This window comes from Pedobacter nyackensis, assembly GCF_900176505.1.
Classification (GTDB): Bacteria; Bacteroidota; Bacteroidia; order Sphingobacteriales; family Sphingobacteriaceae; genus Pedobacter; species Pedobacter nyackensis.
In genome coordinates, this window is record NZ_FWYB01000029.1 from 1 (window position 1) to 9,741 (window position 9,741).

10 protein-coding genes and 1 tRNA gene are annotated in these 9,741 nt (G+C 37.7%); 6 read left to right on the top strand and 5 right to left on the bottom strand.

Annotation, left to right across the window (positions count from 1 at the left end; all coding sequences use genetic code 11):
• On the top strand, window positions 1-266 hold a 266-nt coding region (locus B9A18_RS24840; RefSeq protein ID WP_144009618.1), incomplete at its 5' end, for an integrase core domain-containing protein.
• 234 nt (window positions 267-500) lie between these two features.
• Window positions 501-1,070 carry a DUF4142 domain-containing protein gene (locus tag B9A18_RS24845; RefSeq protein ID WP_084292614.1) on the top strand — a complete coding sequence of 190 codons (570 nt, stop codon included), beginning with the start codon at window positions 501-503 and terminating at the stop codon, window positions 1,068-1,070.
• Between the two features lie 32 nt (window positions 1,071-1,102).
• Here B9A18_RS24845 and B9A18_RS24850 read toward each other — a convergent pair whose 3' ends face one another.
• From B9A18_RS24850 to B9A18_RS24870, 5 genes are all read right to left on the bottom strand, one after another.
• Window positions 1,103-1,537: a hypothetical protein gene (locus B9A18_RS24850; protein WP_084292616.1), complete on the bottom strand. Its 435-nt coding sequence runs from the start codon at window positions 1,535-1,537 to the stop codon at window positions 1,103-1,105.
• A gap of 226 nt (window positions 1,538-1,763) precedes the next feature.
• Window positions 1,764-3,293: a SulP family inorganic anion transporter gene (locus B9A18_RS24855; protein WP_084292617.1), complete on the bottom strand. Its 1,530-nt coding sequence runs from the start codon at window positions 3,291-3,293 to the stop codon at window positions 1,764-1,766.
• Window positions 3,294-3,369: 76 nt separating this feature from the next.
• The gene (locus B9A18_RS24860; RefSeq protein WP_084292618.1) at window positions 3,370-4,149 is read right to left on the bottom strand and encodes a CHAD domain-containing protein; all 780 of its coding nucleotides are present in this window, start codon (window positions 4,147-4,149) and stop codon (window positions 3,370-3,372) included.
• A gap of 82 nt (window positions 4,150-4,231) precedes the next feature.
• Window positions 4,232-5,563, bottom strand: a complete 1,332-nt coding sequence (locus tag B9A18_RS24865) for a S41 family peptidase (protein ID WP_084292619.1) — start codon at window positions 5,561-5,563, stop codon at window positions 4,232-4,234.
• A 7-nt stretch (window positions 5,564-5,570) separates the two neighbouring features.
• Window positions 5,571-6,878 (bottom strand): serine hydrolase domain-containing protein, encoded by a 1,308-nt coding sequence (locus tag B9A18_RS24870; RefSeq protein WP_084292621.1) that lies wholly within the window; start codon window positions 6,876-6,878, stop codon window positions 5,571-5,573.
• A 282-nt stretch (window positions 6,879-7,160) separates the two neighbouring features.
• On the opposite strand from B9A18_RS24870, the gene B9A18_RS24875 reads away from it, so the two are divergent.
• The 4 genes from B9A18_RS24875 (at window position 7,161) to B9A18_RS24890 (ending at window position 9,706) form a co-directional block, all read left to right on the top strand.
• Window positions 7,161-7,871: a LytR/AlgR family response regulator transcription factor gene (locus B9A18_RS24875; RefSeq protein ID WP_084292623.1), complete on the top strand. Its 711-nt coding sequence runs from the start codon at window positions 7,161-7,163 to the stop codon at window positions 7,869-7,871.
• A 218-nt stretch (window positions 7,872-8,089) separates the two neighbouring features.
• Window positions 8,090-8,179, top strand: a tRNA-Ser gene (locus B9A18_RS24880).
• Between the two features lie 420 nt (window positions 8,180-8,599).
• Window positions 8,600-9,031, top strand: coding sequence for an ORF6N domain-containing protein (locus B9A18_RS24885; protein WP_235005442.1), 432 nt, complete (start codon window positions 8,600-8,602; stop codon window positions 9,029-9,031).
• 225 nt (window positions 9,032-9,256) lie between these two features.
• Window positions 9,257-9,706 carry a GNAT family N-acetyltransferase gene (locus tag B9A18_RS24890; RefSeq protein ID WP_144009619.1) on the top strand — a complete coding sequence of 150 codons (450 nt, stop codon included), beginning with the start codon at window positions 9,257-9,259 and terminating at the stop codon, window positions 9,704-9,706.
• The last annotated feature ends 35 nt before the right edge of the window (window positions 9,707-9,741 follow it).

Here is a 9,741-nt window from a genome sequence, read left to right on the forward strand (position 1 = left end):
TCGCTGAACGGGTAAATGGAATATTAAAAGCCGAGTTTGACCTTTATGGAGCCCAAACAGGGTTAAGGGAAACTACAAGAAAGATCCGGGACAATATACAAACCTACAATCAGATAAGGCCGCATGCCAGTTGCGACTATCTGACCCCCGAACAAGCGCATCTTAAACATGGAGAACTTAAAAAAAGATGGAAGCCTAAAAAATACAAACTAGAAAAAAATACAACTTGTATAGCCCAATCAGAAATTGCAAATTTGGGTGTATAGTCAATTCAAAATTAATTCAATAACCTGTATAGCTATAATAGGGTAAGACACATAGGACTACAGGTCCTACATACTCCTAGGAGAGTCCTACTCTACTCGGGTGAGGCTCCTTGTATACGTACACTGTACCCGAAGCCTGATCGAACTTGAACCGAACCTGGATCGAATCCCATAATTTTGAAACAATCTCAAACGTACGTTGTTAAGTCGACAACCAGTTTGTCGTTTTAAATAATGAAACCTACAAGATTCCATTTATTATTCATGTTCATAATAGCGGTATCGTTTCAATACTGCCGGCCTAATCCTAAAGCCGAGTCTGGTACTGATACTAAAATCCCTGATTCGGCAACATTAGGAAACAAAATTCAAGGCACCATGTTTATTGAGCAGGCAGCCAGAGGCGCTATGCTGGAAATAGAATTAGGCAAGCTTGCAAATGAGAAAGCCGACAACCCAAAGGTTAAAGATTTCGGGAAATTGATGGCAGAAGAACAGGGACAAATCTTAACTTCATTGAACGAACTTTCGATGATTAAAGGATTAACGTTTCCTATGTCGCTATCCCAGCACGACAAGACTCAGCTTGAAGGGATGAGAAAAATGGAAACCAAATACTTTGAAAAACTGTACATGAAGATGACGATGCAAAATAGCAGGAAGTACATTGAACTTTACCAGGGAACCAGCCGGAGTCCGGATGCACAGATTAGTGATTTTGGTAAAAAATATTTACCAATATTGGAAAGACAGCTTCAAAAAGCTTTTGAGGCCCAGGAAACGATAAGATCTCATCCAAAGTAAAAGTATAGCAGATCATACAACCCGACTGTTGCCTATGTTTTCTTTAGGGTGTTTACTACCGTAATCTCATCTGCTCCTACCCTAAGGACATGTATCTTAGTCGCATCTTCAACATTTATAAACCACACCTTCGCATCTCCCTGCTCAACCTTAACTGAAAAAGTTATTGCGTAGTCAGGATATTTATTTTTCACCATTGACTTGATATCCTGAGGAATTTCATCTTCAACAGCATAAGCCAAATGATAAACCAAAGAGCCACCTTTTGTAAATACGGCCCTGTTTTTTTGGTCATTATAAATAAAATTCACTACATATCTCTTATTTACTTCATACCATTCGGGAGCTACAGCGTCTTTAAACAAACGGCTAAATGACTCCGAAACTTCTTTGGCTACAACCGCCTTAGTTGTTTTACCAGTAATTGTTACTTCCTTAAGTACAATCTGTGCAGATAGGCTATTCATTCCTAGAAGGGATAGTCCACAGAATAGTAAGAAAAACACCTGCTTTTTCATCGCCTTATTAATTTAATTCACGCTAAATATAAACAGTTTTTCAGTCCAAAAATCCAATAGAAGCTACATACCCAAGCCAAGAGTTCATACAACAATTACAGACTCATAAACTGCTTTAAAGACCAAAAAGAAGTAGTTTACATACAAAAATAAACCGTTCGTACTCGCTTATGTGCTACACCAACACTTTATAAGTAGGGTCTTCCATAATATTTACATCAACCATCGCCTCTGCGTTCTTGAGGAGGAGGATACAATCATCGCTTAAATGTCTTAAACGTACTCTTTTCCCATTCTTCCTGTATCTCCCGGTAATTGCGTTCAAAGCTTCGATGGCAGACATATCTACCACCCTGCTCTCCTTAAAATCAATAACAACTTCTTCAGGATCATTAGCTACATCAAACTTCTCAGCAAAACCAGCTACTGAACCGAAAAACAAAGGCCCAAATATCTCGTAATGTTTAACTCCGTTTTCATCCACATGTTTCCTGGCACGAATTCTCTTCGCGCTGTCCCAGGCAAACACCAAAGCAGAAATGATTACGCCAATCAATACTGCTAAAGCCAGGTTATGCAGCACTATTGTAATCAATGTTACCACTACCATAACAAACACGTCTGATTTAGGCATACGCCTGAATGTTTTAAAGCTTGCCCATTCAAATGTCCCAATAGCTACCATGATCATCACTCCGGTTAAAGCTGCCAATGGAAGCTGCTCTATAATTGGCGCACCAAACAATATGATAAGCAGGATAGTTAACGCAGCCACGATTCCCGACATTCGGGCTCTTGATCCGGCTGAAAGGTTAACCAATGTCTGAGCAATCATCGGGCAGCCGCCCATTCCAAAAAAGAAACCATTAAGGATATTGGCACTACCCTGCGCCACACATTCTCTGTTACTTTTCCCTTTGGTTCCTGTGATTTCATCAACCAGGCTAAGCGTAAGCAAACCTTCTGTTAAACCAACCGCAGCCATCACTAGTGCATAAGGAAAAATAATCTTCAGATTTTCGAGGTTTAAAGCAAAATCAGGAATATGAAAGGGCGGCAAAGAACCGCTTACCGAAGCAATGTCCATAATCTTCCTGGTCTCAATACCAAAGCCTGAAACTATTGCAAAAACAACCATAATGGCCACTAATGAAGCAGGAATAGCTTTAGTAATTTTGGGCAAAAACACAACGATAGCAATGGTTAGTGCTACCAATCCCGCCATCACGAATAAGGCAGGTCCGGTTAACCACGCTGTCTGCCCATTGACAACGGTTTTAAACTGTTCAAGCTGAGACATAAAAATAACTACGGCCAAGCCGTTTACAAATCCAAACATGACCGAATGTGGAACTAAACGAATAAATTTCCCCAACTTAAACAGGCCTACTATAATTTGCAATACTCCCGCCAGGGCAATAGCACCAAAAACAAATTCCAAACCATGGGATTTCATCAGCGCAATCAGAACAATAACTGTTGCACCAGCACCACCGGAAATCAGGCCTGGTCGACCGCCAAAGATCGAAGTAACCAATCCCATGATAAAGGCGCCGTATAAACCAACAAGCGGAGGAAATCCTGCTAATATGGCAAAGGATAAAGATTCCGGAATCATCGTCATGGCTACAGTAAGTCCGGCCAACAACTCTGTTTTGTAATTTACCTTTTGTGATAAATCAAACAAATTAAATACTTGCTTCATAAATTAACGGGCTGTCCTAATTAACAGGCCTCAAAGGTGTAGAAATAATTAGAAATATCTTGATTAAAGTGTTGGCTCAGGAACGCAACATTGTCATAGCACGGCGACGTACCTGGCCTTTTTTACTGGTCCAGTTCTTTTTTATCCCCTGCAGAATGACTCTATCATGCAGGGATAACTTGCCTGATAATGCTGTTTTTAAAAAACTTAAGCCAACAACCCAGTCCAGGTACTCATTTAAAACATCGCTTAGTTTACTCAACTCCGACATATTCCCTTTACCGGCAATAGGGAAATAGCTTTGAACAGGTGCTTGAAATGCTTTCAGGCTATAGAATACATCTTTAAGGTATTTCTTTAACACATGTAAATGGACATCCCTGATATTTGTTCCTATCGATCTATCAATTGCTTTGGATTTCTTTTGGATAAACCTATCCATTGTTTTTTTCGACACCCGATCGGGCGCTTTCCTTTTCAGCTGTTTTGTGGTTCTCCGAAAAGGAAAAGATTTTAAGGCCTTAACCAGAATATATTTCGCTACTGCTATTTGCTGCAATACCTGCTGTGGATAGTTGTCGGCCTTATGATAAAACGGAACAACATTATGGTAGTAGATCTGCAAATCGCGAACTGCCCCCGCATACTTATAGATCTTTTTCAATTTTGAAGGAACCTGCTGTTTCTCTGCTGATGGCTCCAATGAAGCCAGACGTAAAAAAGCTCTTAGCTTTTTAAATCCAACCCGCAATTGGTGTATAGCTTCCATATCATCGCATGATAAAATCACCATGGCATATTTTTCAATAGACCTCATTCTTTTTTCCAGATACGACTTTATCCTCTTCCTTTTCATAATTGAAATGCGATTACAGGATGATGAAGGAATACACTAACAGCAGCAAAAATGATGCTTAAGATTTTATAGTCCAGTTGGATTATTTCTCTTTGCTTTTTTCGGTAATATTTCCGTCTTTCCAAAGCATTTTTAGCGAGGAATATTTGCCGCTCGCATCTTTTACAAATTCAATCTGAGCATTCTCGTCAAGTAGAAAAGTATGATCTGAAACAGTCTTCATTTTAAATACATCAGTTCCTCCCCGTTCGGGATTTCTGCATAATAAATTACCAGCCTCTATATAGAAATTAATACCCCCGGTATATACACCAGTATATTTATTCAATACGTTTACAGGTGGATTTGATAAATTTTGCTCAGCGTTCAAAGTGTTTATAGCCCACTGCGTAGTCCTTTTTTCTTTATCATTATTGGCTTTAGCCAACAAATCCTGGAATATGACAGTTTGCGTTTTCTGTAAAGCATTTAATGCTGGAATAGATATATCCGGGATTACACCCGTTCCTTCCCAATCCTTAAAAGATGAAGTACTAATTGGCCGGGCAAATGGCACTTTAGCGATAAAGCCTTGCCCCATGGAAAAGAAAGCCGTCATATGTGAAGCTCCGAGGGTAGTATCGCCAATAAGAACAGCTCGTTTTAATCCTTGCAGAGCAGCAGCAAAAGCTTCGGCTGCAGAGGCTGTTTTCTTGCTAATGAGAATATATACTGGCATTAGTAAGGTTAAATCATCAGTAACCTTTGGATCTGTAAATAGTGAAATCGTATCCGTACTAAAAGTGCTGATCTGATCAAACAAATGCTCTTTATGTTTAAAAAAGTAGCTGGAAAATTGTTCAATATTACTTCCTCCCCCATTAAACCTAAGGTCAATTATTAGGGCTTTAGTGTTGGACAAAAAAGCTAAACTCCCCTTTAATGTGGGCCTGGCTTCCTCGATAAGACCAGTAAACCCATCAATACGTAAATAGCCAATATTTCCGGGAAGAACTTCTGCTTTTCGAAAATTAAAATTGTTTTCCCTTTCCCCCACTAATTGTTCTGCAATCGCTTGCTTTCTTTCCGCAGCGCTAAGTTCCTTTGGTGCACGTAAATCAGGTTCAAAGGCGACATGTAAGTGCGAATCATAATTGATATGTCTAATATCGCTTTCCAATTTGGCGGCCAATTTATTCGGATCTGCGAAATCTTTATAATTCCCCCTTTTTAATTGGTCATTTAAATACCCGACCATTGCCTTCGCTTTATCACTATAAATATAATGATTGCGTAAGAGGTTGAAAAGTGAATCCACAAGGGTATTAACCTGCGTGGCAGTTAAAGATCGAGCAGGCTTCGTTTGAGAAAAACCGTTGTTATTTAACAGGGTCACAAACACCAAGAACAGCGTAATATGGATAAATTCTTTCATAAAATCATTATTCCTTTGAAAGGGTAAACACTCCAGCCCCCTGTTTCAAAATCATTTTACTTTCAAGCGGTAGAAACTCTAAAACAAGATTAGCTGGCTCAAACCTAAACTTATCCTTTTCCGTTGCTTCAAGGGCAATTGCAGACTGCCCGCTTGCCTGGCCCACCAATGTTTTTTCATTTTTGGTGATGGTTATTTTTAAAGGAAACGATGTACTTGAATAAACACCCAAATACTTACCTAAATCTTCAGCTGCATAAAATACGGGTACATCGTAAGGTTTGTTATAAACACTGCTTAATAAAGCGATTGAAATGGCATTGTTGTTATACGAACTTCCATTAGAAGTTAAGGCATAAGCAACTTTACCTTCAGGGAAATAACCAAAAACAGAAGTAAATTTATCAATCCCACCGGTATGACCATAGCCCTTTTTATCATAAAATGGAATTGGAAATAAGCCTATTCCATAACCATCCCTTATGGTTTTCATGAGTTCAAGACTTTTCATTGAAATGAGCTTACCATTAAACAGCGCGTCTGCAAATTTTAGCAAATCCGTTGGTTTGGAAACAATAGCTCCGGCTCCCAGCGCAACCGACATATCTGTTTCAGAATCCTTAATCCAGCTACCATTGAAATTATAGGAATTGCTTTCATTATCAGTCACATCGATAGGTTTACTAAAGTAAGTGCTTTTTAACACCAATGGTGTTGTGATCTTTTCTTTTAATAGTACTGAAATACTTTTATTATAAACCTTTTGCAAAATAAAGGTCAGCAGTATATAATTTGAATTACTGTAAGATACCTTGCTATCCGGTTCAAAGTCACTCCCTCCTTTTGCGATAACATCCAAAAGCTCCTTTTCAGTATGCTTTTTTGACTTCAATTTCATATTCTCGGGATTGTTGGTGTAGTTAAAGATACCCGACCTGTGACCAAGTAGCTGACTGATCGTGATTTTATCAGCATGCTGTATAGAAGGAAAATACTTTCCAATAGTTTCTGTAAGACCTAGTCTGTTTTCTTCAATAGCCTTAAAAACCAAAACAGCAGTAAAAGTTTTAGAGATGGAGCCAATTTTATATTTCGTGTTTTCGGTTGCTTTGGTTTTAGTTTCTACGTCAGAAAAGCCAACAGCTTTCGTGTAAACCAACTTTCCATCCTGAGAGACCGCTACACTCCCCATAAACCTGTTATCGTCTTCAAGCGCCTTAAAATAGCTATCAAGCTTTACTTTATCTATGGACTGAGAGAATCCGACTTGAGTTGTGCATACAATTAAGGTAATTAAAAGCGTTATTCTTTTCATGGCTCGCTAACTAGTTCTTGTTAATCAAAAAACACTAGTTCAGAAAGATATAAAAAAAACTTCCACATTTACAATTCCAGGTATTCAATCGCTTTATAAACAGAAACACACCACTGGTATACAACAACATACCATTCATGCTACATAAATTAAAAAAACTAAACAAATGAGCTTGGTCTGCGTTATAAATATCCCACCTATTGTTCAATTTATGGTAATCCAGTTTAAACTGGTACTACATTAAATACATCATCAGAAAATGGAGTATCAATAGGTAAAAACATGATTTGGAAATGTTTAATTATAGATGACGAACAACTTTCTTTAAAGATCGTTGAAAAGTATTGTAAAATGGTTGAACAACTTGAAGTTGTGGCCAGCTGCAACAATGCTCTTAAAGCTATGGATTTTATAAAGGCAGAGAGAATTGACCTGATCTTCCTGGATATAAAGATGCCTGACTTGTTAGGGACGAGTTTTATCAGGACTTTACCACATCCACCTAAATTTATCTTCATCACCTCCTATCCTGAATTTGCAGTCGAGGCTTTTGAACTGGGCGCTGTAGATTACCTGTTAAAACCGATAAGCCTTGAACGATTCTTAAAGGCTGTTAACAAAGTGATTAACACTTACGATCACAACGACGAAAAGCAAAGTAATCTACCCTCCTGTGGGCACCTATATTTCAGGACCAACAGAAAAATGGTAAAAATTCTTCTCGAAAATATCGTATACATAGAAAGCATTAGAGACCATATCAAAATATACCGACATATGGATACACCTTTATTGGTCAAACAAACGCTTAGCTCATTGGAATCTATGTTGCCTCATCACCAGTTTATGAGGATTCACAGGTCTTTCATCATTTCCATTAACAGAATTACAGCCTTCACCAATCATGATGTTGAAATTGATAAAATTGAAATCCCTATAGGAAGGCAGTTTTTTGGTCAGCTAAAAAAAATATCTGCGCTAAAACAGTACTAAAAAGAAGCAGATTTTCTCCTTCGGAAGAAGAATTTCGCATTAAGCGCAATGTCTTAGGAGTAGTTTTCAAGTCAATTTACCGTATAAAACAGCTCCACAAGCAACGCCACTCCTATCATTTCACCCATTTAAGCACATTTAAACGGCGTTTTTAAAGAAAAATCAAATTTATTTAAATCTTAATTTGCAAAATAAGATGAAGTTTGTACTTTTGCGCCGGAGAGTTGGCAGAGTGGTCGATTGCGGCAGTCTTGAAAACTGTTGACTTGTCAAAGGGTCCGCGGGTTCGAATCCCCCACTCTCCGCCAAAATGGTATCAAAACCAACAAAAAGCCTGCAAATCGTAAGATAGCAGGCTTTTTGCATTTTGAGGGGTTACAATTTTCGAATGAATTCCGATCCTATAGGTGAGTGATTCGGTGAGTAAATTAAAAATTGGAAATGACTCACCAAATATCACATAAAAACCTGACATTAAACAAGTTAAAAGACTAAACATCTTGATTTCTAATTACTGCAAAGCTAAGTTTGCATCGTTGATTCTTATTACTTTTTATCTGCGATGCAGCTCACTAATATTCAGACCACACAGCATTATGCTAAAATACTTGATATTAAAGTTGGTTCCGATATGGCATTGTTGAGAGAAATTTATATATAATTTATAATAGATTATCGTTAAGTCCGTAAAAATACAGAGGTTTAACTTGGCATTTAATAGAGCAAATATGACCGAGAATAAAGATATCATGCTAATTCCTGACGAAGTTATCATGAACCAAATCTACTATATACGTGGACATAAGGTAATGCTAGATACCGATTTAGCAGCACTTTATGAAGTAGAAACCAAGCAGCTTAAAAGACAGGTTAAACGAAATATAGACCGTTTCCCTGAAGACTTTATGTTTGAACTTGGGAACGAAGAGCAAAAAATCTTAAGGAGCCAATTTGGCACCTTAAGACACGGGGAACATTCAAAATACAATATGATGGTTTTCACCGAGCAGGGAGTCTCCATGCTATCAAGTGTATTGAACAGTAAAAGGGCAATAAAGGTGAATATCCAAATCATACGCATATTTACGCATATACGTAAAATACTAGCAGACAATACAGATATAAGACTGGAAATCGAAAAATCGTATTCCGTTATTTAGATGAACTACTTGAAAAACAAGAACAACCTAATCCCCCAAGAAAAGGGATTGGTTTTAAACCTGATAATTTTTAATTCTTTATTGGGTTACACAATATTCAACCCCAATTAACGTCTTTATTTATGAGAGCGTTAATTTAGATGAAGCGGGAGTGGTCGGAGATCATTCCCGCTTTCTTATTTATGTATATTCGTCCCAATACGCCTTTTTTGTACAAGCATGACCATGAGAATTGAAATATCAAAAAGTCTAACAGAAGATCAGACGAAGCAAATTGATCACCTCTGGAACGAATTATATCCAATCAAGTTAAAAAATAGGTTCGGACTACTGTTGAAAGGCACAAAAGAGTATAATCATCATATCTTACTTAATGAAGCAAACGAAGTAATTGGCTGGGCTGTTGCCTTCTTGAGAGATGACGAGATATGGTTTTCCATTCTTGTATCTGCTTCAAATCAAAACAAGGGGTGCGGAAAAATGCTAATTGACAGTTTAAAACAGAATTCCAAAAAATTATGCGGTTGGGTAATCGATCATAATAATGACCTGAAACAAGATGGCTCAACCTATTATACACCAATGCAATTCTATCTGAAAAATAACTTTATTGTAATGGACGAGAAAATTGAAACAGATATTATTTCAGCGGTTAAAATTAAATTTGAGTTATAAGTATTCAGGATCAATGGATTTGAATAAAATCATCC

Bases quoted from the DNA above. Each gene is read 5' to 3' on its own strand.
- B9A18_RS24860 (WP_084292618.1), bottom strand. From the start codon at position 4,149: ATGAAAAGGAAGAGGATAAAGTCGTATCTGGAAAAAAGAATGAGGTCT.
- B9A18_RS24865 (WP_084292619.1), bottom strand. From the start codon at position 5,563: ATGAAAGAATTTATCCATATTACGCTGTTCTTGGTGTTTGTGACCCTG.
- B9A18_RS24850 (WP_084292616.1), bottom strand. From the start codon at position 1,537: ATGAATAGCCTATCTGCACAGATTGTACTTAAGGAAGTAACAATTACT.
- B9A18_RS24875 (WP_084292623.1), top strand. From the start codon at position 7,161: ATGATTTGGAAATGTTTAATTATAGATGACGAACAACTTTCTTTAAAG.
- B9A18_RS24855 (WP_084292617.1), bottom strand. From the start codon at position 3,293: ATGAAGCAAGTATTTAATTTGTTTGATTTATCACAAAAGGTAAATTAC.
- B9A18_RS24845 (WP_084292614.1), top strand. From the start codon at position 501: ATGAAACCTACAAGATTCCATTTATTATTCATGTTCATAATAGCGGTA.
- B9A18_RS24885 (WP_235005442.1), top strand. From the start codon at position 8,600: ATGACCGAGAATAAAGATATCATGCTAATTCCTGACGAAGTTATCATG.
- B9A18_RS24870 (WP_084292621.1), bottom strand. From the start codon at position 6,878: ATGAAAAGAATAACGCTTTTAATTACCTTAATTGTATGCACAACTCAA.
- B9A18_RS24890 (WP_144009619.1), top strand. From the start codon at position 9,257: ATGAGAATTGAAATATCAAAAAGTCTAACAGAAGATCAGACGAAGCAA.